The organism is Synechococcus sp. BS56D, assembly GCF_004332405.1.
Classification (GTDB): domain Bacteria; phylum Cyanobacteriota; class Cyanobacteriia; order PCC-6307; family Cyanobiaceae; genus Synechococcus_C.
Genome location: NZ_PHQU01000006.1, coordinates 148690 through 169517 on the forward strand (window position 1 = coordinate 148690; position 20828 = coordinate 169517).

24 protein-coding genes are annotated in these 20828 nt (G+C 62.7%); 16 read left to right on the forward strand and 8 right to left on the reverse strand.

Annotation, left to right across the window (positions count from 1 at the left end; translation table 11 throughout):
• Positions 1 to 77: 77 nt before the first annotated feature.
• From CWE17_RS10165 to CWE17_RS10225, 14 genes are all read left to right on the forward strand, one after another.
• Positions 78 to 1283 (forward strand): bifunctional 2-polyprenyl-6-hydroxyphenol methylase/3-demethylubiquinol 3-O-methyltransferase UbiG, encoded by a 1206-nt coding sequence (locus CWE17_RS10165; RefSeq protein ID WP_131456834.1) that lies wholly within the window; start codon positions 78 to 80, stop codon positions 1281 to 1283.
• 101 nt (positions 1284 to 1384) lie between these two features.
• A complete protein-coding gene (locus CWE17_RS10170; RefSeq protein WP_131457105.1) occupies positions 1385 to 1720 on the forward strand; it encodes a hypothetical protein in 336 nt (111 codons plus the stop codon).
• Positions 1721 to 1742: 22 nt separating this feature from the next.
• A complete protein-coding gene (gene atpB / locus CWE17_RS10175) occupies positions 1743 to 2471 on the forward strand; it encodes a F0F1 ATP synthase subunit A (RefSeq protein ID WP_131456836.1) in 729 nt (242 codons plus the stop codon).
• A gap of 153 nt (positions 2472 to 2624) precedes the next feature.
• Positions 2625 to 2873 (forward strand): ATP synthase F0 subunit C, encoded by a 249-nt coding sequence (gene atpE / locus CWE17_RS10180; RefSeq protein ID WP_006911576.1) that lies wholly within the window; start codon positions 2625 to 2627, stop codon positions 2871 to 2873.
• Positions 2874 to 2958: 85 nt separating this feature from the next.
• Positions 2959 to 3423, forward strand: coding sequence for a F0F1 ATP synthase subunit B' (locus tag CWE17_RS10185; RefSeq protein ID WP_131456838.1), 465 nt, complete (start codon positions 2959 to 2961; stop codon positions 3421 to 3423).
• A complete protein-coding gene (locus CWE17_RS10190; protein ID WP_131456840.1) occupies positions 3423 to 3944 on the forward strand; it encodes a F0F1 ATP synthase subunit B in 522 nt (173 codons plus the stop codon). Before CWE17_RS10185 ends, CWE17_RS10190 begins: the two co-directional genes overlap by 1 nt.
• On the forward strand, positions 3944 to 4492 hold the full coding sequence (gene atpH / locus CWE17_RS10195; protein WP_131456842.1) for an ATP synthase F1 subunit delta: 549 nt from the start codon (positions 3944 to 3946) through the stop codon (positions 4490 to 4492). Before CWE17_RS10190 ends, atpH begins: the two co-directional genes overlap by 1 nt.
• Positions 4493 to 4550: 58 nt before the next feature.
• On the forward strand, positions 4551 to 6071 hold the full coding sequence (gene atpA / locus CWE17_RS10200) for a F0F1 ATP synthase subunit alpha (RefSeq protein WP_131456844.1): 1521 nt from the start codon (positions 4551 to 4553) through the stop codon (positions 6069 to 6071).
• A 13-nt stretch (positions 6072 to 6084) separates the two neighbouring features.
• On the forward strand, positions 6085 to 7035 hold the full coding sequence (locus tag CWE17_RS10205; protein WP_131456846.1) for a F0F1 ATP synthase subunit gamma: 951 nt from the start codon (positions 6085 to 6087) through the stop codon (positions 7033 to 7035).
• A 97-nt stretch (positions 7036 to 7132) separates the two neighbouring features.
• Entirely contained in the window at positions 7133 to 7840 is a 708-nt protein-coding gene (locus CWE17_RS10210; RefSeq protein WP_131456848.1) for a putative 2OG-Fe(II) oxygenase, read from the forward strand.
• Between the two features lie 38 nt (positions 7841 to 7878).
• Positions 7879 to 8214: a 2Fe-2S iron-sulfur cluster-binding protein gene (locus CWE17_RS10215; protein WP_131456850.1), complete on the forward strand. Its 336-nt coding sequence runs from the start codon at positions 7879 to 7881 to the stop codon at positions 8212 to 8214.
• A 23-nt stretch (positions 8215 to 8237) separates the two neighbouring features.
• Complete coding sequence (locus tag CWE17_RS12270) at positions 8238 to 8399, forward strand: hypothetical protein (RefSeq protein ID WP_164498759.1); 162 nt, start codon at positions 8238 to 8240, stop codon at positions 8397 to 8399.
• A complete protein-coding gene (locus tag CWE17_RS10220) occupies positions 8396 to 9475 on the forward strand; it encodes a DUF3326 domain-containing protein (protein WP_131456852.1) in 1080 nt (359 codons plus the stop codon). The genes CWE17_RS12270 and CWE17_RS10220 overlap by 4 nt, the downstream gene beginning before the upstream one ends.
• Entirely contained in the window at positions 9475 to 9939 is a 465-nt protein-coding gene (locus CWE17_RS10225; protein WP_131456854.1) for a YchJ family protein, read from the forward strand. The genes CWE17_RS10220 and CWE17_RS10225 overlap by 1 nt, the downstream gene beginning before the upstream one ends.
• Positions 9940 to 9960: 21 nt before the next feature.
• Here CWE17_RS10225 and ald read toward each other — a convergent pair whose 3' ends face one another.
• Genes ald through CWE17_RS10250 form a run of 5 tightly spaced genes read right to left on the reverse strand, consistent with a single transcriptional unit; the run spans position 9961 to position 15812 of the window.
• Complete coding sequence (gene ald / locus CWE17_RS10230; RefSeq protein ID WP_131456856.1) at positions 9961 to 11100, reverse strand: alanine dehydrogenase; 1140 nt, start codon at positions 11098 to 11100, stop codon at positions 9961 to 9963.
• Between the two features lie 28 nt (positions 11101 to 11128).
• Positions 11129 to 12844, reverse strand: coding sequence for an NAD+ synthase (locus tag CWE17_RS10235; protein WP_131456858.1), 1716 nt, complete (start codon positions 12842 to 12844; stop codon positions 11129 to 11131).
• Positions 12845 to 12850: 6 nt separating this feature from the next.
• Complete coding sequence (locus CWE17_RS10240; RefSeq protein ID WP_131457107.1) at positions 12851 to 13441, reverse strand: nicotinate-nucleotide adenylyltransferase; 591 nt, start codon at positions 13439 to 13441, stop codon at positions 12851 to 12853.
• Complete coding sequence (locus CWE17_RS10245) at positions 13438 to 14802, reverse strand: GTP-binding protein (RefSeq protein WP_131456860.1); 1365 nt, start codon at positions 14800 to 14802, stop codon at positions 13438 to 13440. The genes CWE17_RS10240 and CWE17_RS10245 overlap by 4 nt, the downstream gene beginning before the upstream one ends.
• Positions 14799 to 15812 carry a CNNM domain-containing protein gene (locus tag CWE17_RS10250; RefSeq protein ID WP_131456862.1) on the reverse strand — a complete coding sequence of 338 codons (1014 nt, stop codon included), beginning with the start codon at positions 15810 to 15812 and terminating at the stop codon, positions 14799 to 14801. Before CWE17_RS10250 ends, CWE17_RS10245 begins: the two co-directional genes overlap by 4 nt.
• A gap of 11 nt (positions 15813 to 15823) precedes the next feature.
• Here CWE17_RS10250 and CWE17_RS10255 point away from each other — a divergent pair, with 11 nt between their 5' ends.
• Entirely contained in the window at positions 15824 to 17185 is a 1362-nt protein-coding gene (locus CWE17_RS10255; protein ID WP_131456864.1) for an aminopeptidase P N-terminal domain-containing protein, read from the forward strand.
• On the opposite strand, the gene CWE17_RS10260 is transcribed toward CWE17_RS10255, so the two are convergent.
• Positions 17157 to 18065: a TIGR01548 family HAD-type hydrolase gene (locus CWE17_RS10260; protein WP_131456866.1), complete on the reverse strand. Its 909-nt coding sequence runs from the start codon at positions 18063 to 18065 to the stop codon at positions 17157 to 17159. The genes CWE17_RS10255 and CWE17_RS10260 overlap by 29 nt on opposite strands.
• Between CWE17_RS10260 and CWE17_RS10265 the strand changes: the two genes are divergently transcribed.
• A complete protein-coding gene (locus tag CWE17_RS10265; RefSeq protein ID WP_131456868.1) occupies positions 18064 to 18549 on the forward strand; it encodes a 30S ribosomal protein PSRP-3 in 486 nt (161 codons plus the stop codon). The two genes, CWE17_RS10260 and CWE17_RS10265, sit on opposite strands and share 2 nt — an antisense overlap.
• A gap of 191 nt (positions 18550 to 18740) precedes the next feature.
• Here the strand turns inward: CWE17_RS10265 and atpC are convergent, their stop codons facing one another.
• Together atpC and atpD are read right to left on the reverse strand one after the other, a co-directional pair.
• Positions 18741 to 19142: an ATP synthase F1 subunit epsilon gene (atpC, locus tag CWE17_RS10270; protein WP_131456870.1), complete on the reverse strand. Its 402-nt coding sequence runs from the start codon at positions 19140 to 19142 to the stop codon at positions 18741 to 18743.
• A gap of 75 nt (positions 19143 to 19217) precedes the next feature.
• The gene (gene atpD / locus CWE17_RS10275) at positions 19218 to 20681 is read right to left on the reverse strand and encodes a F0F1 ATP synthase subunit beta (RefSeq protein WP_131456872.1); all 1464 of its coding nucleotides are present in this window, start codon (positions 20679 to 20681) and stop codon (positions 19218 to 19220) included.
• Positions 20682 to 20828 lie beyond the last annotated feature (147 nt).

Consider the following 20828-nt stretch of genomic DNA (forward strand, 5'->3'; position numbering starts at 1 on the left):
GTTTTCTTCGGATTCCGCCCTTGCCCATGAAAAGCTCGCCGCACGCCCCTGCCGGCGTCCCGTCCATCCAGTAGCGCATGCACGACAGCTTCAGTGACGCCGCCACGCCGGTGGTGAGCGCCTTCTACGACCGCTTCCCCTATCCAGGAGATCCCCTCCAGGATGGCCCGCCGCCCGGATACAACTGGCGGTGGTGCCTGCGCAGTGTTGAAGGGGCTGTCCATGGTCAAGTGCGTCCCAAGGAGAATGGGCAACGCCCGAGCCGCTTGCTCGATGCGGGCTGTGGCACCGGCGTCAGCACCGACTACCTCTGCCACCTCAATCCCGGAGCCGAGGTGCTCGCGGTGGATATCAGTGCTGGTGCTCTGGAGGTGGCGCGCGAACGTCTGCGCCGCTCCGGTGGTGCCGGGCAGGTTGCGTCTCTACGGCAAGAGCAACGCAGCCTGCTGGACCTTGCTGGTGAGGGGCCTTTTGACTACATCAATTCCGTCGGGGTGCTGCATCACCTCCGCGATCCCCTCGCTGGATTGCAGGCGCTGGCCGGATTGTTGGCTGATGACGGTCTGCTTCACCTGTTTCTTTACGCGGATGGTGGGCGTTGGGAGATCCATCGCTGCCAGAGAGCGCTCGAGCTGCTGGCGGTGGGGAACGGTGCCGAGGGGCTCAGGCTCGGCCGAGAGCTCTTCGAGGTGCTTCCAGAGACGAACCGGTTGCGACGGCACCACGCTCAGCGCTGGGCGCTTGACACCGTGGCGGAGGCGAATTTCGCCGATATGTATCTGCATCCTCAGGAGACCAGTTACAACCTCACCGGTTTGATGGCGCTCATCGAGGCGGCCGGCCTCCATTTCGCTGGTTTCTCCAATCCTTCGGTCTGGGATCCTGCCCGGCTGCTGGAGGGTGAGCTCCTGGAGCGTGCCCGTTCCCTTGCACCTCGTGAGCAGTGGGCCCTGGTGGAGGAGCTGGATCCAGACATCAGCCATTTCGAGTTCTTCGTGAGCCGTCAACCGGTCCATCCCGAGTCCTGGACAGAGGACAGTCGCCTGCTGGAGGCTGCAGGAGAGGTGCAGCCCTGTCTTTGGGGGTGGCCTTCGGCGAGTCTTCTGGGACCCGACCTCGAACCACTCACTCTCAGCGATCAAGATTTGGCGCTCCTCAAGGCGGTGGAGGCCCAACCGGGAGCAGCGCTTCAATCCCTTGAACTTGAGGGAGAGATCGCCTCCACTGCAAGGGATCTGTGGCGAAGACGTCTGCTGCTGCTCCAGGCTCCCCTGGGGAGGTGACCTGTGAACGCGTGATAGATTCCGCGCGCTTTCTCAGGCGTTGTTTGCAGGCTCTGTCCTCCACCGAAACGGCTCTGTCCCCAGGTCAGGTCGACAACGGAATGGAGGACTACGCCAGGCTCCAACGACGCCTGATGCTGGCCACCTTGATCCTTTCTCTGGTTGCAGCTTTGCTTGCAGCCTGGCGATTTGACCTCTTGGTGGCTCGCAGCCTGTTGGTGGGAGCTGCTGCAGGTCTTCTGTACCTGCGGTTGCTCGCCCGCAGCGTGGCCCGGCTCGGCGGAGGATCCCGTCAGGTGGGTCGGTTTCAGCTGGTGGTACCGATGTTGCTGATTGTGGCTTCTTCGCGCCTCCCCCAGCTGGAGCTGCTTCCTGCCTTTCTTGGTTTTCTTCTCTACAAGCCTGCCCTGATCCTTCAGGCCGTCACAGACGCCTGAGTCCGCGCAACCCCCTGCATTCATGGCTCTGTTGCCCTTCCCCCTTCCTTTCGCCGAACTGGAGGTGGGCCAGCATCTGTACTGGCAGATCGGCAATCTCAATCTTCACGGCCAGGTCTTTCTGAGCTCCTGGGTTGTGATCGGCTTGCTTCTGGCTCTCGTGGTCAGCGGTACCCGCAAGATGGAGCGTGACCCCCGTGGCGTGCAGAACCTTCTGGAGTTTCTCTGGGACTATCTGCGGGATCTGGCTCGGGAGCAGATCGGCGAAAAGGCTTATCGCGACTGGCTCCCGTTTGTGGGCACCCTCTTCCTGTTCATCTTTGTGTGCAACTGGGGCGGTGCTCTCATCCCATGGCGTCTGATCGAACTGCCCAATGGTGAGCTCGGCGCTCCCACCGCTGACATCAACACCACCGTGGCCATGGCCCTGCTGGTGTCGCTCTCTTATTTCTATGCGGGCCTGAGCCGCAAAGGCCTCCGGTACTTCGAGTACTACGTGGAGCCCACGCCGATCATGCTCCCGTTCAAGATCATCGAGGACTTCACCAAGCCCCTGTCACTCTCCTTCCGTCTGTTTGGAAACATCCTGGCTGACGAACTGGTTGTGGCAGTGTTGGCTTTCCTCGTGCCGGTGCTCGTGCCCCTGCCGGCCATGTTCCTCGGCTTGTTCACCAGCGCCATTCAGGCTCTGATTTTTGCCACTCTCGCCGCCAATTACATCGGTGAGGCTGTGCACGAAGAGGCCCACTAGGCCGCTTCATCCTTTCGCCGGTCCCCGGCGATCTGCTAAACACTTCGCGCGCAGGTCCGGGTGGAACCGGGCCCACTCTTCCTCGGAAGAGTGTCCCGGGCGCGCCCTGCCCTTTCCGCGCTCATCCTGCGCAACCCCAACCGCTTTCCACCAATGAGTGATCTGACCTCCGCCGCCTCCGTCCTGGCCGCCGCTCTCGCGGTGGGCCTCGCCGCCATCGGTCCTGGCATTGGCCAGGGCACCGCAGCCGGCCAGGCTGTGGAAGGGATCGCCCGCCAGCCCGAAGCTGAAGGCAAGATCCGCGGCACCCTGCTGCTCTCCCTGGCCTTCATGGAAGCTCTGACCATCTACGGCCTGGTTGTGGCTCTGGTGCTCCTGTTCGCCAACCCCTTCGCCGGCTGATTCAGGTATGGAGGAATCGCTAAGCGCGATTCCTCCAGTCTTTTTCTGAATCCATTGTCCCGCTTCCACCCAGCGCTCCTCTTCCATGACCTGGCTTCTGCTCGCTGAAGCAGGGGTACCGGAGGGAGGTCTCTTTGACCTCGATGCCACCCTTCCGCTGATGGCGGTTCAGGTGGTGCTCCTCACCTTCCTGCTTAATTCCCTCTTCTTCCGTCCGGTCGGCAAGGTCGTGGAAGATCGTGAGGGTTACATCTCCACCAGCCGTGCCGATGCCAAGCAGAAGCTGGCTCAGGTTCAGCGTCTGGAAGCCGATCTCACCGATCAGCTCCGCGGTGCTCGTCAGGCGGCTCAAGCCGCCATTGTCGAAGCCGAACAGGAAGTTGATCGTCTCTACCGCGAGGCTCTGGCCACGGCTGAGACAGAAGCCAATCGCACCCGCGAGCAGGCTCGCCGAGAGATCGAGGCCCAGCGCGAAGGAGCGCAGGCCAAGCTGATGGCTCAGGTCGATCAGCTCAGCTCCCAGATCATTCAACGACTTCTGGCAGCGTGATGATGCTCTCTCTTTCCCTGCTTGCTTCCGAAGGTGGATTTGGGATCAACCTCAATCCACTCGAAACCAACCTGATCAACCTGGTCATCGTGATCGGTGTTCTCGGTTGGTTCCTTAAGGGCTTCCTCGGTGGAATCCTGGAGCGTCGCCGTCAGGCAATCCTTCACGACCTTGAGGATGCCGAGACCCGTCTGAAAACTGCGACGGCTGAACTGGCTAAGGCCCAGGCCGATTTGGCTGCTGCTCAGCAAAAAGCCGAGCAGATCCGTGCAGACGGCAAGGCGCGAGCCGAAGCCATCCGTCTGGATGGTGAGAAGCGCACGATCGAAGCTATGGCTGCCCTGAAACAGGATGCCCTTGCTGATCTCAATGCTGAGGGTGCCCGCCTCACCGAGCAGCTCCGTCGTCAAGCGGCTCTTGCCGCCATCGACAAGGTTTTGGCTGATCTCCCTGGTCGCCTCGATGAAAAGGGCCAAGCCCGTTTCATTGATGCCTCCATTGCCAATCTGGAGGACGCCTGATGCCCCTTCTCAACTCCCTGGCCACTCCTTACGCCGAAGCTCTGCTTCAGGTGACGGATTCTCGTAAGGAATCCGATGATGTGGCAGTCCAGTGCAAGCAGTTACTCGCTCTCTGGGACCAGTCCGCCGAGCTCCGGGATGCGATGACCTCTCCAGTGCTCGAGCCTGAAAGTAAGAAAAAGGCCCTCACCACTCTCTTGAGTGATCAGTTGAAGCCTTCTCTGCTCAACCTTCTCAAGGTGCTCGCAGATCGTCAGCGTTTGGCCGCGTTTGATGCAGTGCTGCTGCGCTATCTCGACCTCTATCGGGAATCCCGCCGCATCTCTCTGGCCAAGGTGGCCACTGCTCAGGCCCTGACCGATGACCAGCAGGCCGCTCTGGCCAGCAAAGTTCAGGCCATGGTCGGATCCGGCACGGTCGAGATCGACCTCAGCGTTGACCCCAGTTTGATCGGTGGATTCGTTGTGAACCTGGGCTCCCAGGTGATCGACGCCAGCCTGGCCGGTCAGGTCCGTCGACTCGGTTTGTCGCTCGCCAAGGCGAGCTGAGCCTTCCACCCTTCTTCATCGCCCCTCCACCCACCACTCCCCGCAGGGACTTCCCGCCATGGTTTCCATCCGTCCTGACGAGATCAGCGCCATCCTCAAACAGCAGATCGAGGACTACGACAAGTCCGTATCGGTCAGCAACGTGGGCACCGTCCTCCAGGTTGGCGACGGCATTGCCCGTGTGTACGGCTTGCAGCAGGCCATGGCCGGTGAACTCCTTGAGTTCGAAGACGGCACCGAAGGCATCGCCCTCAACCTTGAGGACGACAACGTCGGCGCCGTGCTGATGGGCGAGGGCAACGGCATCCAGGAGGGCAGCACCGTTCGCGCCACCGGCAAGATCGCTTCAGTTCCTGTTGGAGAAGCTCTTCTCGGCCGCGTGGTGAATCCTCTCGGACGCGCGATCGATGGGAAGGGTGATCTGGCCACCACCGAAACCCGCCTGATCGAATCCCCCGCCCCTGGGATCATCCAGCGCAAGTCGGTGCATGAGCCCATGCAGACCGGCATCACCGCAATTGACGCGATGATCCCCATCGGTCGCGGTCAGCGTGAGCTGATCATCGGTGACCGCCAGACCGGCAAAACCGCCATTGCGATCGACACCATCCTCAACCAGAAGGACCAGGACGTCGTCTGCGTTTATGTGGCCGTCGGCCAGAAGGCCGCTTCCGTGGCCAACGTCGTCGAAGTCCTGCGTGAGCGCGGCGCTCTCGACTACACCGTCGTTGTGGCTGCTAACGCATCCGAAGCTGCAGCCCTCCAGTATCTGGCTCCTTACACCGGTGCCTCCATTGCTGAGTACTTCATGTACAAGGGCAAGGCCACGCTGGTGATTTACGACGACCTCACCAAGCAGGCTCAGGCTTACCGCCAGATGTCTCTGCTGCTCCGTCGTCCGCCCGGTCGTGAGGCCTATCCCGGCGACGTTTTCTACTGCCACAGCCGTTTGCTTGAGCGTGCCGCCAAGCTGTCTGATGCGATGGGCAAGGGTTCCATGACCGCCCTGCCGATCATCGAGACCCAGGCCGGCGACGTCTCGGCCTACATCCCGACCAATGTGATCTCGATCACCGATGGTCAGGTCTTCCTGAGCTCCGACCTCTTTAACTCAGGTCTTCGCCCCGCCATCAACGTTGGTATCTCCGTGAGCCGTGTTGGTGGTGCTGCCCAGACCAAGGCCATTAAGAAGATTGCCGGAACCCTCAAGCTCGAGCTGGCACAGTTCGACGAGCTCGCCGCGTTCTCCCAGTTCGCATCCGACCTCGACGCTGCCACTCAAAAGCAGCTTGGCCGCGGTAAGCGTCTGCGTGAACTGCTCAAGCAGCCTCAGTTCAGCCCGCTGATCCTGGCTGAGCAGGTCGCCATCGTCTACGCCGGCGTGAAGGGTTTGATCGACGACGTTCCCGTGGATCAGGTGGTGCAGTTCTCCCGTGAGCTGCGCGAGTACCTCAAGAGCAATAAGCCTGAGTTCATTCAGAAGATTCAGGACGAGAAGGTTCTCAGCCCTGAGGCCGAAACCATGCTCAAGGAGGCCATCGCTGAAGTCACCTCCACCATGCTGGCCACGGCCAACTGAGGGATCTTCACTCATGGCGAATCTCAAGGAGATCAGAGACCGAATCAAATCGGTCAAGAACACCCGCAAGATCACTGAGGCCATGCGTCTCGTGGCTGCGGCCAAGGTGCGCCGGGCTCAAGAGCAGGTGCTGCGCAGCCGTCCCTTTGCGGATCGGCTGGCACGCCTGCTCGAGAACCTTCAGGCCCGCATGCGCTTCGAAGATGCAGATGCCCCTCTGCTGGAGCAACGCACCGTCGAGTCCATCACCCTGGTGGCCGTGACCGGCGACCGCGGCCTTTGCGGTGGCTACAACACCAACATCATCAAGCGCACCGAGCAGCGCTTCGCTGAACTGAAGGCCCAGGGCTACAAAGTCGATTTGGTGCTGATCGGCCGTAAAGCCATCACTTACTTCACCAACCGTAGTTATCCGATCCAGGCCACGTTTACCGGTCTGGAACAGGTGCCAACGGCTGATGAAGCCGGCTCGATTGCGAATGAAGTGTTTGCCGAGTTCCTCTCGGAGAGCACTGATCGTGTCGAGATCATCTACACGAAGTTCATCAACCTCGTGAGCTGCAAGCCTGTGGTCCAGACCTTGCTGCCCCTCGATCCTCAGGGAATTGCTGAGGCCGATGATGAGATCTTCCGCCTCACGACCAAGGAAGGTCAGCTTCGCGTCGAGACCGGCAGTGGTCCGGGTAATACCCAGCCTGCTGTTCCCTCCGACATCGTGTTTGAGCAGAGTCCTGAGCAGTTGCTCAATGCACTGTTGCCCCTTTATCTGCAGAATCAGCTCCTCCGCTCTCTGCAGGAAGCTGCGGCTTCAGAGCTGGCCAGTCGCATGACGGCCATGAACAATGCGAGCGACAACGCTAAGGCTCTCGCCAAGTCCTTGACCCTTGACTACAACAAGGCCCGTCAGGCAGCCATCACCCAGGAGATTCTTGAGGTGGTTGGCGGTGCTGCAGCAATGGCCTGATCCTGCGGCAATCCAGCGATCAGTCTTCACCGGTCCCCTTGGGGGCCGGTTTTTTTATGGTCTCTTGCGCTGACTGTCAGCGCTGGATGATGGAGCGATGGCTCTCCAACTGCATCCCCTCTTCCCCACGTTGGTGGCAACCGAGCATTTGCCGCTCGATCCCCTTGACCATGCCGGCCTGCTGCAGACGCTGCATCAGCTACGCGGAGAGGCGAGCGGGAATCCCAGTCCAGGTTGTGCCTGGACCGGGGACCTGAATGGCATCTGGCAACTGCACCGTCATACCGATGTGGCTCCGCTCGCCGATTGGGTTACCCAGCAGGCCTGGCGCTATCTCGAGGCGACTGGGTTCGACCTCACCCGTGTCTCCCTTCATCTGCAGCGTTGCTGGCCGGTGTTGAGTGAGTGGGGGCAGGTGGTGGGACGCCACCACCATCCGAATGCGCATCTCAGTGCCGTGCTTTATCTAAGCGGTGATGGGTCCGCCCAGGAGGGGGCGCTTTGTTTGCATGCGCCCCACCAGCTCAATGAACTGGTGCCCGGCCTGGCCGTCGGTCACGGGGGGCCAATTGCGCTCGATCATCCGCACAATCAGACGCGCTGGACCTTGGCCCCCCAGCCAGGTCTGCTGGTGTTGTTCCCCTCCCGGCTCGAGCACAGTGTTCTTGAGAACAGCGTTGAGGATGCGTTGCGGGTCTCGATCAGCTTCGACTTTGTGCTGACGGCCGTCGCTGATGGGCTCCCACCTGAATACTTGGCGCCCGATCCCTCGCATTGGACTTCCTGTCAACGGCCTGTGCCCTGAGAGGATGCTGGCTCCTGGCACTTCTTCTGGCAGCAAGGATGAGCGACACCACTGCGGGCACCTACACCATTACGGTTGAGTTGGATGGGCAGCAGCATGCCTTTCAGTGCAGCGCCGATCAGACGGTGCTCGCCGCCGCTGAAGCGGCTGGCGTGCTGATTCCGAGTTCTTGCTGCGCTGGGGTTTGCACCACCTGTGCAGCCCAGATCCGCGAGGGTGAGGTGCATCAGCCCGATGCGATGGGCGTTAAGGAGGAGCTGCGCAAGGACGGTTTCGCGCTGCTCTGCGTGTCCTATCCCCGCTCTGATCTCAAGGTGGTGGCTGGCCAGGAAGATGCGCTCTATGAAGCGCAGTTCGGGCAGTATCAGAAGTGAGGCTGACCTCCCTTCGCTTGACGATGTGCGCACCTGCTGAGCTGCAGGCCCAGTGCCTGCGGCAATGGCTGCTCGATCAGCTGCGCGTGCACGGTGAGCCCCTGCGCTGGGCCATTACGGCCGCTGAGCCCAGTGCCGCAGGGGCTGGGCTCCAGTTGCAAGTGGAGGCGGTGCTGATCCCATGAGTGCCGCCTTGGCTCCTGGGGATGCTCTGCCCACTCTGCTGTTGGTTCCTACTGGAATCGGCTGCGCCATCGGTGGCTATGCCGGTGATGCCCTGCCCAGTGCCAGGTTGTTGGCGGCAGCATCCGGCTGTTTGATCACACATCCGAATGTGATGAACGGCGCGGCCCTTTACTGGCGCGACCCAAGGATCCATTACGTGGAGGGTTACGGGCTCGATCGTTTCGCTGTAGGCACTTGGAGCCTGAGGCCTGTGCGGCAACAACGCATCGGCCTGCTGCTGGATGCCGGGATTGAGCCGGAGTTGCGCGAGCGTCATCTGCAGGTGGCTGAAGGCTGCCGGGCCACTCTTGGCCTGGAGATTGGCCCGGTGCTGACCACCGAAGTGCCGCTTGGTGTGCATCTGGAGCTTGGCGCCAGTGGCATCAGCTGGGGCACGCTTGAGCGTCCGGATGCGCTGCTGAGAGCGGGCGAGCAGCTCAAGGCTGCTGGGGCTACTGCCATCGCTGTCGTAGCCCGATTTCCCGAGGATCCCGAAAGCGAAGCCTTGGCGGCCTATCGCCACGGCAGCGGCGTGGATGTGCTGGCCGGTGCGGAGGCGGTGATCAGCCATCTGCTGGTGCGTCATCTCCAGATCCCCTGTGCCCATGCACCAGCCCTTCAGCCTTTGCCCCTCGATCCCCAGCTCGATCCGCGGGCTGCAGGCGAGGAGCTCGGCTACACCTTTCTGGCTTGCGTGCTTGTGGGATTGAGTCGCGCTCCGCAGCTGCTCGCTTCAGGCACTCAGCTTCAACCCCAGGACTTGCACGCCGATCAATTGGGTGCCGTGGTGGTGCCGGACGGTGCCCTTGGAAGCGAGGCTGTGCTCGCTTGCCTCGAACGGAGGGTCCCTGTGATCGCAGTGGCCAACCCATCGTTGTTAAAGGTCAGCGCTTCGGCCCTGGGGCTGGAGGGTGTCGCTGAGCTTTTATCAGCAAGCTCCTATGCGGAGGCAGCCGGGCTGGTGCTGGCCCTTCGCGAGGGGATTGCACCGGCCTCTTTGCAGCGTCCATTCCCCTCGCTGCATCGGCTTGAGTGATGGCGGCTGGTTTCGGATTCGCGGCTGCCACAGGCTCAAGGCTTTGTCCCTGTGGCTCTGGGCTGGCCTTTGTCGCTTGCTGCCGCCCTCTGCATCGTGGCGAGCAGCAGGCGCAGACCGCAGAGCAGCTGATGCGTTCCCGTTACGCCGCCTATGCCTGCGGCGTTTTCGACTATCTGATTCAGACCCATCCCATCCCTGGGGAACCCCTCGCAAAGCGCCGCAAGGATCTGCGCGAAAGCTGCCGCCAGACCCGTTGGCTAGGGCTCGAAATCATCGCAGTGGAGCGTGGAGGCTCCGCTGATCTGGAGGGGACCGTGCAGTTCAAGGCCAGCTTCCAGGTCGGAGGGCATCGGGGCGTGCTCGAAGAAACCTCCCTGTTTCAGCGGAGAGACAGGCAGCTCGGCGGTGAGTGGCTCTACATCAAGCCACTGATCTTGGATTCCGGCGGTACGCCGGCGTAACGAAGTCGTCCCGTTCCCGTGTCAGCGCAGGCAGGCCATTGGGTGGCGAGGTGGCACTCCCAGGGCTTTGGCGACTCCGGGATGGCAGACCGCGCCTTGCACGGTGTTTAAGCCTGAAAGCAATTCGGGCCGCTCCGTGACGGCTTCCTCCAGTCCGCGGCCAGCGATGCCGAGGATGTAAGGCAGTGTCACGCTGACCAGGGCCTCGGTGGAGGTGAAAGGCACGGCCCCAGGCATGTTGCCCACGGCGTAGTGCTGCACCCCATGGATCGTCACGGTTGGGTCGGTGTGGGTGGTCTCCCGGCTGGTCCCGACGCAGCCCCCTTGGTCGATCGCCACATCCACGATCACTGACCCCGGTTTCATCTGCTGCACCATGCCTTCGTCCACCAGGGTCGGCGCTCGGCCCCCTGGTGTGAGCACGGCACCAATCAGCAGGTCTGCGGTTGGCACCAGTCGCTCCAGTAATCCCCGGCTGCTCACCACGCTCATCAGGCGTCCGCGCCGGTCGGCTTCCAGGCTGCGCAGCCGTTCTGGGGAGCGATCCAGCAGCATCACCTCTGCATCCATCGCCGCCGCAAGCCGCGCTGCATTCCAGCCCACCGTGCCGGCGCCGAGCACCACCACCCGTGCTGGACGAACCCCGGTGCAGCCCCCGATCAGTACGCCACGGCCACCGTTCGGTCGTTCCAGAAGCCGGGCACCTACCTGGGCTGCGAGCCGACCGGCGATCTCGCTCATCGGTGCCAACAGCGGCAGGCTGCCGTTCTCCAGCTGCACGGTTTCGTAGGCCACGCCGGTGGTGCCTGCATCGAGGAGCGCCTGACCCACCTTTGGGTAGGCGGCCAGATGCAGGTAGGTGAACAGCACCATGTCATCGCGCAGGAATGGGAATTCCTCCTCCTGCGGTTCCTTCACTTTCACCACCAGGTGGGCGGCCCAGGCCTCCTCACGGTCCACCACCCGGGCACCCGCGGCAGCAAAGGCGTCATCGCTGATGCCGGCGCCAGCCCCTGCTCCGCTTTGCACACGCACTTCAAGGCCCTGCATCACCAGCTCCCGCGCACCGTCTGGGGTCAGGGCGACCCGTTGCTCATCCGACTTGATCTCGGTTGGCACCCCGATGCTCGCCATCGGGGCGGAGAGAACGGAGTGGGCCATGGCTGCCGGAATCTCTCCTCAATCTGGCTCAGACGGCCGCGATCGGCAGCCGCCAACCGGTTCCGAATGCCTGACCGCTCACTTTCAGAAGGGGCGGCGCCTGACGGCGTTTGAACTCCGCTCGCTGGAACAGCCGTTGCACACGATCCACATCGCCGGTGGCATGGCCCCTAGCCAGCAGGTCTTCGCGGCTGCAGCGTTCTTCGATCATGTCCCGCAGCAGCGGATCCAGCACGGCGTAATCCGGCAACGAATCACTGTCTTTCTGGTCGGGCCTGAGCTCGGCGCTGGGGGGTTTCTCCCTGATCGCCCGTCCCACTAGCTCCCCTGCGCTGGGAAGCCCCAGGTCGCGGCGGCAGGCCTGGCTGGCATCGCTGTCAAGCCAGGCGCAGAGCGCAAACACACTCGATTTATAGAGATCGCCGATCACCGCCAAACCGCCGTTCATGTCGCCGTAGAGGGTGCAGTAGCCCACGGCCAGTTCCGATTTGTTGCCCGTGGAGAGCAGCAGCTGCCCCTGCTGATTGGCCATGGCCATCAGCAGGGTTCCGCGGATGCGGGATTGCAGGTTTTCTGCCGTCACATCGGTCGGTCGCCCCCCTAACACCGGTTCGAGAGTGGTGGCAAAGCCATCCATGAGGGATTGGATCGGGGCGATTTGCGTGCGGAGCCCAAGGCGTTCTGCCAGCGTTTGGGCATCGTCGATCGACCCCTTGGAGCTCCAGGGGGACGGCATCAGCAGGCCCTGCACCTGCTCGCCGCCAAGGGCTGCACAGGCGATCACCGCCACCAAGGCCGAATCGATGCCGCCACTAAGGCCAAGTAAGGCTTGCTGGAAGCCGCATTTGCGGGCGTAATCCTTCACGCCCAGCACCAGGGCACGGAAGAGGGGCTCGAGCTCGTTCTGTTCTGAAGGAGTGATCAGGGCCGTCCTCCGCTCAAGCTGCTGGTCCGTTGCCCAGATCTGCACCGCTTCACTGCAACTGGGCAGTTGCAAGGCGGGCGCGCTGGGCTCCGGCGCTGGGACCGCTACGAAACTGGCTCCGTCAAACACCAGTTCATCGTTGCCGCCTACCTGGTTCACATAAATCACCGGACAGTGCAGCCGTTGAGCTGCCTGCCCCGCTAGCTGTTGACGCTTGCTCGTTTTGTGGCGACCGAAGGGGGAGGCTGAGAGATTCAGCAGCAGATCCACATCCTGTTCCGCTAATGCAGCGATTGGGTCCGGTCCGCGCAGGCGTTCTCCATGCAGAGAGCCATCCACCCAGAGGTCTTCGCAGATGGTGAGACCTAGGCGCCAGGTTCGTTCTTCCGTGGGGAAATCCAGCACGGAAGGACCTTCAGCGGCTCGGAAGTAGCGCGTTTCATCAAAGACGTCGTAGCTGGGCAGCAGCTGTTTGCGGCCCACCACCCTCCAGTGACCTCCACGGATCAGGGCAACCGCGTTAAACAGCCTCGGCTGCTGTTGATCTGAGGCCGGTTCCACCAGGCCCACTAACACCCCCAGGTGTGGAGCTAGGGCTGCGAGTTCTCCGCTGAGCCAATCCATTTCCCTGCTCTGCGCGCTGACGCGGGATCGCTTCAGCAGTAAGTCCCGAGCCGGATAGCCCCAAAGGGCTAGCTCTGGAGTGACCACCAGATCGGCCCCTGCACGGTGGGCGTCCTGGCAGGCCCTGAGGATCCGCCTGGCATTGCCGGCGAGGTCACCCACCAGCGGATTGATCTGGGCCAGGGCGATACGCATGGCGCTTCAGTCGTTGCCGCGGGTGAAACCGTAGAAATTGTGCTTCAGCAGCAGCGGCTCCAGCGCATCGGGGATCTGAGAGGCTGCCGCTCGCGAGCGAATCTCGGAGCTGGCGGTTCCTGGAATCCCGAGCGGCAGGATCTCAAGACGGCCCCCGAGGCTGCGCAAGCGCTTGAGTTCGGCGTCCTGCAAGGGCCATCCCTGCCGGGGCACGATCGCCAGACGACAATGGCCCAGCAGGGTGGAGGCGTCTTTCCAGCGGGGGATCTGGCTGATGAGATCACTGCCCACCACAAAGCAGAGGTCCAGCCCCGGCCAGCGCTGCTCGGCCCGGGTCACCGTGGTGATCGCAAAGGGGCTGCTGAGCTCCTGCACCAGTTCCAGTCGGGGGTTATTGATCGACTGCACCAGGGCGTCGAGCAGTTCCAGGCGTTGGTTCAGTTCGATGACGTGCTGTTTGGAGGGATTGTCACTGGCCCAGGTGGCCACCCTGGGGAACTGTTTGCACAGACCTTCGAGCAGGGCCTGATGGCCCCGGGTCGGTGGGTCGGCGCTGGTCCCCAGCAGCGCGATTGTGTCTGTGGGCGAATCGCTCAAGGCAGGAGCTCCTGCACCGCCGTTCTCTCCAGGGGTTGAGGCCACTCCGCAAGCAGGCGCTGCAGGGTGGAGTCCTGCCAGGCCAGGCGCCTCAGCAAGGTGGCGGGTAGGGGCCGAGAGCGCTTGCCTCGGCCCTTCTGCTCCAGCAGCCAGCGGGCCGTCAGCCGACCGGTTCGACGGGTGGTGTGGACGGCTAAGGCTGCTTGGGCCAGGGCTACGGGTGCGGCGGGAGCCAAGGAGAGCCCGGCGGTGAAGGGGGCCGCCACCATCAGTAGCTGTCGCACTCCGCTCAGGGCGGCTTGGATGCCGAGCTGGGCTCCGCCGATCAGGGCGTTGTGCCCAGACAGGCGCTGGAGCAGACGTCGTGCTCCCGGTCCTCCCATCGGTAGGTCATAGAGCTGGCAGAGCTGCACCACCAGGGCTGTGTCGCAGGCCAAGCCACCGGCTAGATCCAGCAGGATCAGTGGGTTGGCGGCCACGCCGGCCGCCTTGAGGGCGGCGTAGCGGCCGATCAGCCCCTGCGCCGCCTGGCGGCGTCGCAGCAAACGACCCGCCTCCAGGCGTTGCTGCAGCCGTTCCGCTTGACGCAGGCTATTGAGGACAAGCAGGGCTTGCCCCTGCTCGTTCAGCAGGCTGCGAAGGGCTGTTTCCAGGCCATCAACCTCCGCTGGCAGAGGGCGGCTACGCACCCGGCCGTCGCTGAGGACCACCGCCCCACGGGGGGCAGCTGCCACCGCGATCGGCGCTAGCACCCGCCGACTGGTGCGGCACAGCCCCGAGACAGCTAGGTGTTCACGAATTCTTGTCTCGATGCTCCGGCACAAGGTCTGGCGCTGCGGTTCCGGCCAGCAGTCGCTGCGGTTGAGCACCGGCAGCACCGGTTTCCCCCAGTTCAGCAGGGTGTCGAGCGCCTCCAGCTCCACCCGGCTGATGTCGGCATCCAGCACCATCAGCACCAGATCTGACTGCAAGGCGACCCGAGCCGCGAGCCTGGCCCTGGCGTCAGCGGCCACTTCATCGATGCCTGGGGTGTCCACCAGCTCGATCGCTTCGAGCGCTTCGATGGTCAGCGGCCAGGTCACCGCCTGCTGGCGTCGGGTGCAGCCATGGGCCACATCCGTGGCCATCAGCGCTTCCCCCACGAGAGCATTCACGAGGCTCGACTTGCCAACCCCCACGCGTCCGAACACGGCGATCCGCAACCGTCGCTGGGCGAGACGTTCCATCTGGCGCTCCAGGGTTTGGAGATGGCCAGATAGCAGGCTGCGGTCCCGCGCCGTTAATTCCAGCGTCTGGCGCCATTGTTGGAGCAGCAGCTGGCAGCGTTCGAGGGTTGGGAGAGAGGCGGCAGCGACGGTCATTCCAGCTGGCCTCCCACGCCTCCCTTGCGCCACCAGCCCGCCAGCACCGCCAGCACCGCCTCGGCGCCAATCACGCCCACGAAGCCTCCGAATTCATCGACCACCACCCGGACGCCGCTGTTGTCGCGACGAAAGCTGGTCAGCAATCGGTCGGCCCTGATCATCTCGGGGACGAATTCCACAGGTTCACAGAGATCGGCGGCACTCAGTTGTCCGCGTTGCTCGAGCAGGGCGGTAAGCAGTTGCTCCCGACTGGCAACCCCCAGAACGCGATCCACCTCGGCTCCAAGCACAACCCACCAGGGGGCTGCCTGGGCCATCAGCTGGGGTCTCAGCTGATCGAGAGAGAGGGCCCCCTCCAGGGTGGGTGCCGCGACGCGGGGGGTCATCAGATCACGGGCGGTCAGATCGTTGAGCTGAAATACCTTGGCGATCATGGCCGCTTCATCGGCCTCGATCTGTCCTTTCTGGGAGCCAAGCCTGGCCAGGAGTCTGATTTCGTTCTCGTCGGTGCTGATCTCGTTCTCTTCGCTGATCGCCGGCAGCAGGTGCTCGAGCAGCAGCACCAGCGGGCGCATGATCACCCCTAACCAGTGCAGCACTGGTGCGCTGGCAAGAGAGACCGGCAGGGCAAGCCGGCTTCCGATCGCCTTGGGAAGGATCTCCCCCAGCAGGATCACCAGCACGGTGAGGGCCACCGAGAACAGCGGAAGGGCCACCTCGCTGAACTGGTTCTTCTGAAACACCCAGGCGGCATAGCCGCCCAGCATCATGCTGCCGAAGATGTTGAAGCCGTTGTTGGCGATGACCAGCACGGAGAGGGTGCGTCCCAGTCGTTGACGCAACTGTTCCAGCCGCCGCGCTCCGGCGGGTGGTCGACTGCGGCCAGTCAGTTCATGCACCCGTACCGGGTTGACCGTGAGCAACGCTGCCTCGACACCCGAACACAGGGCGGATCCGGCGAGTACCACCACCACCATCAGGATCAGGATCAGAAGGTCGCTGGTCATGCCCGGGTGCTTTGCCTGCCATCCTGACGTTTCCCCGTCCTTCTGTCTCCGCCGTGATTGATCAGCAGCGTCATGCCGAGCGGCGTCAACGATTCCTTGAGCAGCTCGGCGGTGCGGCGGCCGTCATTCCGGCAGCGTCCCTGGTCACCCATCACGCTGACTGCGAGTGGCCCTTCCGCCAGGACAGTGACTTCTGGTATCTCACCGGCTTCGATGAACCGGATGCGGTGGCGCTGCTGCTCCCTCATCGTCCGGAAGGGGAGCGCTTTGTGTTGTTCGTGCATCCGCGGGAGGCAGGTGCCGAGGTCTGGACCGGCCGTCGCTGGGGGTGTGAGGGGGTGGTGGAGCATTTCGGTGCACAGATCGCCCATCCACGCGATGAGCTGGAAGAACGTCTGCCGGAGTATTTGAAGGGTGCCGAGGGCATCGCCTTTCGAGTCGGTCGCCATGCTGCCGTTGAGCCCCTGGTGCTGAAGGCTTGGGCCGACCAGCTCGATCGGGCTCCCCGAAGCGGAGCGGCAGCCCTTGGTCTGGTGGCTCCATGCCCCCTATTGCATCGCCTGCGTTTGCGTAAAGAGCCCCAGGAGCTGGAGCGTCTGCGGGAGGCCTGCCGGATTTCAGCGGAGGCCCATGAGCTGGCCCGCGCTGCTGTGGCACCGGGGATGGGGGAGCGGCAGCTCCAGGCTCTGATTGAGCAGCATTTCTTGGCGGCCGGTGCCCGAGGGCCTGCCTACAGCTCGATCGTGGCCGGTGGAGACAATGCCTGCGTTCTTCACTACATCGCCAATAGCGACGTCCTGCAGGACGGTGACCTGCTTCTGATTGATGCCGGATGTTCGCTGCCTGATTACTACAACGGAGACATCACACGCAGCTTCCCGATCAACGGGCGCTTCACCGGCGAACAGCGGGCCCTTTATGAGTTAGTGCTGGCCGCTCAGGAGCGGGCGATTGAGGCGGTCAGGCCTGGAGTAAGTGCAGAGCATGTCCATCAGACCGCCCTGCAGGTGCTGGTGGAAGGATTGCTGGAGCTTGGTCTTCTGGTCGGTGAAGCGGACGCGATCATCGAACAGGGGGCCTATCGCCATCTCTACATGCACCGCACCGGTCATTGGCTTGGCCTCGATGTGCATGACGTCGGTGCCTATCGACTGGGCGAACATCCTGTGGAACTCGAGCCAGGCATGGTGCTCACGGTGGAGCCGGGTTTGTACGTGAGTGATCGTTTGCCCGTGCCGGAGGGTCAGCCGGCGATCGAAGAGCGCTGGAAGGGGATTGGCATTCGGATTGAGGATGACGTGGCGGTCACTGCGATGGGGCGGGAGGTGCTGACCGCTGCTGCTCTCAAGAGCACGGCTGCGATGGAACGTTGAGGGGCAGATCGCGGCACCATTCCAGTGCTGCAGCCGTGTGAGACAGAACCACATCAGCACCTGCCTCCCTTAAGCGTGCTTCGTAGTGATGCCGGGCGCGTTCCTGGCCGACGGCCTGCAGGTGAGGGGGGGCCACGGCAAGGCTGAAGAAGCGTTGATCACTGCAGCGCCGTCTGGCCTCTACGACGGTCTGCACATCGGCGACGGTGTCACCGAGGTAGGCGATTGGAGGCGTGTTCTTGCCAAGGGGGTGTTCGATCAGGGAGCTCGCCAGCTGGAGCAGGCCGGTGGGATCTGGCTTGTCGGGGGCATCACCCATGGCGATCAGGGGGGGGGATGTCAGGCCAAGGCGGGTTTCGAGCAGGAAGCGGGCCGAGGGGGGTTCGGCACCACTGACAAACCCCCAGCCCACGGCGAGGTCGCTGAGTTCTGCAAAGAAGCTCGCATCCACCAGAAGCGGTTCATCCTTGATGTACCCGTTCCAGGCCTCAGGAGAGGCCGCTCCCGAGGCGCTGGTCGCCTGATCGCCGAAGTAGAAGCCACTGAACACGTCGATCAATGCCTCCCGCTCTGGCAATGGTGTGGCGGCGTGCCGTCTGAGCAGTTCGAGACTGGCGTCCCAGTCGTTGTTCCAGAGACCTTCTCCTTTCAGCGCATCGATCACTGAGGGCTCCGGTCGCCAGCCGCTGTAGTGCTCCACCGTCGACTGCAGGGCGCGCCGGTAACTGCCCGCTACATCACGAATCACGCCGTCCAGATCAAACAGCAGCAGGCAGCGGGATGGGGAGCGGGCTGGGGCTTCAGGGGTGGTCAGGGCGGTTGGGCCTCGGGCGGCTGGTAGGTTAGTTGTTTGTCCTGAATTCTTGAGCGCTGACACCATGACGGTTTCCGAAGGCGCTGCCGCCGACCAGGAGGTCGCCACCGCAGCAGCAGCAGCCGATACGGCTACCCCTGACCAGGAGCCGACGGAAGGCCGTCCTGTGATGCGTGGTGGCAGTGCTGCCCTGGCGACCGCCACGATTGATGCTGATGGAGTGCCCTCCGGCTACACCCCAAAGGCCGATGAAGGTCGTTTCCTGCTGAAGATCCTCTGGCTCCCTGACAACGTCGCCCTGGCTGTTGATCAGATCGTTGGTGGTGGCCCCAGCCCCCTGACGGCTTATTTCTTCTGGCCCCGTGAGGATGCCTGGGAAACGCTCAAAACCGAGCTGGAAGGCAAGAGCTGGATTACTGACAACGAGCGAGTGGAAGTGCTGAATAAAGCCACCGAGGTGATCAACTACTGGCAAGAAGAGGGCAAGGGCAAGAGTCTTGACGAAGCCAAGCTCAAGTTCCCTGATGTGACCTTCTGCGGTACCGCTTGATCAAGGTCGGTTTTTTGTCTTTGATCTGACGCGATCTGATGTATCAAAACCCTGCCTTTGGCGGGGTTTTTTTGTGGCCCTTATGTCGTTGATTGCCTGGGCTCGGCACAAAAAAAGACCCCCTGAAAGGGAGTCGTTTGAGAATTTCTGTTCAGGTCATCACTGAGTTCAAGACTCAGGGCTGAGGCCGATCACTTACTGGCTTGCAGGCGAGCGCGAGCACGGTCTAAGCTCTGCTGAGCTTTGACTTTTTCTGGGGAAGCAGGCTGACCTTCGAAGCGATTGACTTCGGCCCGTGCTGCCTCCAGATCGGCTTCCGCCTTGCCGGCGTCAATGTTGCTGCCCAGTTCTGCAGCGTTCACCAGAACCGTGACGTCATCAGCTTCCACTTCGGCGAATCCGCCCATCAGAGCGATGGATTGCCAACCATTGGTGCTGCGCACCCGAAGCACGCCCACATCCAGAGCGGCCAGGAGGGACACGTGTCCAGGAAGGATGCCGAGCTGGCCGGTGGTGCTGGGGAGGATCACCTCATCAGCACTGCCATCAAAGACGCTCTGGTCGGGGGCCAGCACGCGAAGGGTGAGGGACATGAACCTTGGTTCGGAGGGGAGAACGGACGACTTTGAGCAAGTGATTGGGGGGTGCTCAAGACACCCCCCTCAGAATCACTTGGATTCGGCGTTGATCTTCTCGGCCTTGGCCTTCGCTTCCTCGATGTTGCCCACCAGGTAGAAGGCCTGCTCGGGCAGGTGATCAAGTTCACCAGCAAGAATCTGGTTGAAGCCGGAGATCGTTTCCTCGAGCTTCACATACTTGCCGGGCATGCCGGTGAAGATCTCAGCCACGAAGAATGGCTGGGACAGGAACTTCTCGATCTTGCGGGCACGATCCACGGTCTGACGGTCATCTTCAGAGAGTTCGTCGAGGCCGAGAATGGCGATGATGTCTTGAAGCTCCTTGTAGCGCTGCAGAGTGGACTGGACAGCGCGGGCGGTGCGGTAGTGCTCATCGCCGACAACCGCGGGCTGGAGCATGGTGCTGGTGGAATCCAGGGGATCCACAGCCGGATAAATGCCCTTAGAGGCCAAGGCACGGTTGAGAACCGTGGTGGCGTCGAGGTGGGCGAAGGTGGTGGCGGGAGCTGGGTCGGTGAGGTCGTCGGCAGGGACGTAGACGGCCTGAATCGAGGTGATTGAACCTTCGACGGTGGAAGCAACACGTTCCTGCAGGGCGCCCACATCGGTGCCCAGAGTCGGCTGGTAGCCCACAGCGGAGGGCATGCGGCCCAGCAGAGCAGACACTTCAGAGCCGGCCTGCACGAAGCGGAAGATGTTGTCGACGAACAGCAGAACGTCTTGCTTGTTCACATCGCGGAAGTGCTCAGCCATGGTCAGAGCCGAGAGGCCCACGCGCATGCGTGCGCCGGGGGGCTCGTTCATCTGGCCATAGCAAAGGGCCACCTTCGACTTGGAGAGGTCCTCGGAGTTGATCACCCCGGACTCCTTGAACTCCTCATAGAGGTCATTGCCCTCACGGGTGCGCTCACCCACGCCACCGAACACGGACACACCGCCGTGCTCCTTGGCGATGTTGTTGATCAGTTCCTGGATCAGCACGGTCTTGCCGACGCCGGCACCACCGAACAGTCCCACCTTGCCGCCCTGGCGATAGGGAGCCAGGAGGTCGATCACCTTGATGCCGGTCTCGAACACCTTGGGCTTGGTTTCCAGCTCTGTGAGCTTGGGAGCTTCCCGGTGGATCGGAGCCGTGGCAGTGGCGTTCACGGGACCCTGCTCATCGACAGGTTCACCAAGCACGTTGAAGATGCGGCCGAGGGTTGCTTCGCCAACGGGAACGGAGATGGCAGCGCCGGTATCAACGGCTTCCATGCCGCGAACGAGTCCATCAGTACCGCTCATGGCGACGGCGCGAACGCGGTGGTCACCGAGGAGCTGCTGAACTTCAGCGGTCAGGGCGATTTTCTCACCGGTGGTGTTGGTGCCTTCGATCCGCAGAGCGTTGAGGATCTTGGGCAGTTTGCCGGCCGGGAATTCCACATCCAGAACCGGGCCGATCACCTGACGGACAACACCCTTGGTACCGGCGGAGGCGGGAGCAGCAGCGGCCATAAGAAAGGAGGAGTTTGAGGGAACGATGGACACAGACAGGCCCGGAGGCATTCCCTTCCTGAGCGGCGCAACCATACCACCGCAATGGCGGCCTCAGGAGGGGTTCGGTCAACCGCACGCCGGGTGGCTAGCGGGGGCAGTCGTCCA

What these genes read in the sequence shown, in the direction of transcription:
- CWE17_RS10165 (WP_131456834.1), top strand. Translation starts at nt 78, where the DNA reads ATGCACGACAGCTTCAGTGACGCCGCCACGCCGGTGGTGAGCGCCTTC.
- CWE17_RS10170 (WP_131457105.1), top strand. Translation starts at nt 1,385, where the DNA reads ATGGAGGACTACGCCAGGCTCCAACGACGCCTGATGCTGGCCACCTTG.
- atpB (WP_131456836.1), top strand. Translation starts at nt 1,743, where the DNA reads ATGGCTCTGTTGCCCTTCCCCCTTCCTTTCGCCGAACTGGAGGTGGGC.
- atpE (WP_006911576.1), top strand. Translation starts at nt 2,625, where the DNA reads ATGAGTGATCTGACCTCCGCCGCCTCCGTCCTGGCCGCCGCTCTCGCG.
- CWE17_RS10185 (WP_131456838.1), top strand. Translation starts at nt 2,959, where the DNA reads ATGACCTGGCTTCTGCTCGCTGAAGCAGGGGTACCGGAGGGAGGTCTC.
- CWE17_RS10190 (WP_131456840.1), top strand. Translation starts at nt 3,423, where the DNA reads ATGATGCTCTCTCTTTCCCTGCTTGCTTCCGAAGGTGGATTTGGGATC.
- atpH (WP_131456842.1), top strand. Translation starts at nt 3,944, where the DNA reads ATGCCCCTTCTCAACTCCCTGGCCACTCCTTACGCCGAAGCTCTGCTT.
- atpA (WP_131456844.1), top strand. Translation starts at nt 4,551, where the DNA reads ATGGTTTCCATCCGTCCTGACGAGATCAGCGCCATCCTCAAACAGCAG.
- CWE17_RS10205 (WP_131456846.1), top strand. Translation starts at nt 6,085, where the DNA reads ATGGCGAATCTCAAGGAGATCAGAGACCGAATCAAATCGGTCAAGAAC.
- CWE17_RS10210 (WP_131456848.1), top strand. Translation starts at nt 7,133, where the DNA reads ATGGCTCTCCAACTGCATCCCCTCTTCCCCACGTTGGTGGCAACCGAG.
- CWE17_RS10215 (WP_131456850.1), top strand. Translation starts at nt 7,879, where the DNA reads ATGAGCGACACCACTGCGGGCACCTACACCATTACGGTTGAGTTGGAT.
- CWE17_RS12270 (WP_164498759.1), top strand. Translation starts at nt 8,238, where the DNA reads ATGTGCGCACCTGCTGAGCTGCAGGCCCAGTGCCTGCGGCAATGGCTG.
- CWE17_RS10220 (WP_131456852.1), top strand. Translation starts at nt 8,396, where the DNA reads ATGAGTGCCGCCTTGGCTCCTGGGGATGCTCTGCCCACTCTGCTGTTG.
- CWE17_RS10225 (WP_131456854.1), top strand. Translation starts at nt 9,475, where the DNA reads ATGGCGGCTGGTTTCGGATTCGCGGCTGCCACAGGCTCAAGGCTTTGT.
- ald (WP_131456856.1), bottom strand. Translation starts at nt 11,100, where the DNA reads ATGGCCCACTCCGTTCTCTCCGCCCCGATGGCGAGCATCGGGGTGCCA.
- CWE17_RS10235 (WP_131456858.1), bottom strand. Translation starts at nt 12,844, where the DNA reads ATGCGTATCGCCCTGGCCCAGATCAATCCGCTGGTGGGTGACCTCGCC.
- CWE17_RS10245 (WP_131456860.1), bottom strand. Translation starts at nt 14,802, where the DNA reads ATGACCGTCGCTGCCGCCTCTCTCCCAACCCTCGAACGCTGCCAGCTG.
- CWE17_RS10250 (WP_131456862.1), bottom strand. Translation starts at nt 15,812, where the DNA reads ATGACCAGCGACCTTCTGATCCTGATCCTGATGGTGGTGGTGGTACTC.
- CWE17_RS10265 (WP_131456868.1), top strand. Translation starts at nt 18,064, where the DNA reads ATGACGGTTTCCGAAGGCGCTGCCGCCGACCAGGAGGTCGCCACCGCA.
- CWE17_RS10260 (WP_131456866.1), bottom strand. Translation starts at nt 18,065, where the DNA reads ATGGTGTCAGCGCTCAAGAATTCAGGACAAACAACTAACCTACCAGCC.
- atpC (WP_131456870.1), bottom strand. Translation starts at nt 19,142, where the DNA reads ATGTCCCTCACCCTTCGCGTGCTGGCCCCCGACCAGAGCGTCTTTGAT.
- atpD (WP_131456872.1), bottom strand. Translation starts at nt 20,681, where the DNA reads ATGGCCGCTGCTGCTCCCGCCTCCGCCGGTACCAAGGGTGTTGTCCGT.